Origin of the sequence: Pseudomonas sp. NBRC 100443, from assembly GCF_030268185.1 — a bacterium.
Classification (GTDB): Bacteria; Pseudomonadota; Gammaproteobacteria; order Pseudomonadales; family Pseudomonadaceae; genus Pseudomonas; species Pseudomonas citronellolis.
Genome location: NZ_BSQE01000113.1, coordinates 1 through 255, shown reverse-complemented (window position 1 = coordinate 255; position 255 = coordinate 1). Strand labels below are relative to the sequence as shown.

The 255-nt window shown below is 63.9% G+C and carries 1 pseudogene; it reads right to left on the bottom strand.

Going from position 1 to position 255, the window contains the following annotated elements:
• Positions 1-255, bottom strand: a pseudogene (locus tag QSJ95_RS32780) (NADH oxidase); the annotation flags it as partial.

Here is a 255-nt window from a genome sequence, read left to right as displayed (position 1 = left end):
GTCCCTTGCGCGCGATGCGCATGAGTTGGTGCGTGTACCAGATGATTTCCATCATCCGCGAGCGGTCGATGGCCTCCACGCCGGAAACCCTGGGGCTGACTTCATGGCTAGGGTCCAGGCCAGCAAGAAGACGTTGCGGTACGGCGGGGTCGAGGCTGAGCAGGCGAGCCAGCCCGACCAGCTCCAGAGCCCCACTCTGCAACGCCTCATTCATGCCCGCGACGGTACGAAAGCCACCGGTCACCATCAGTGGCA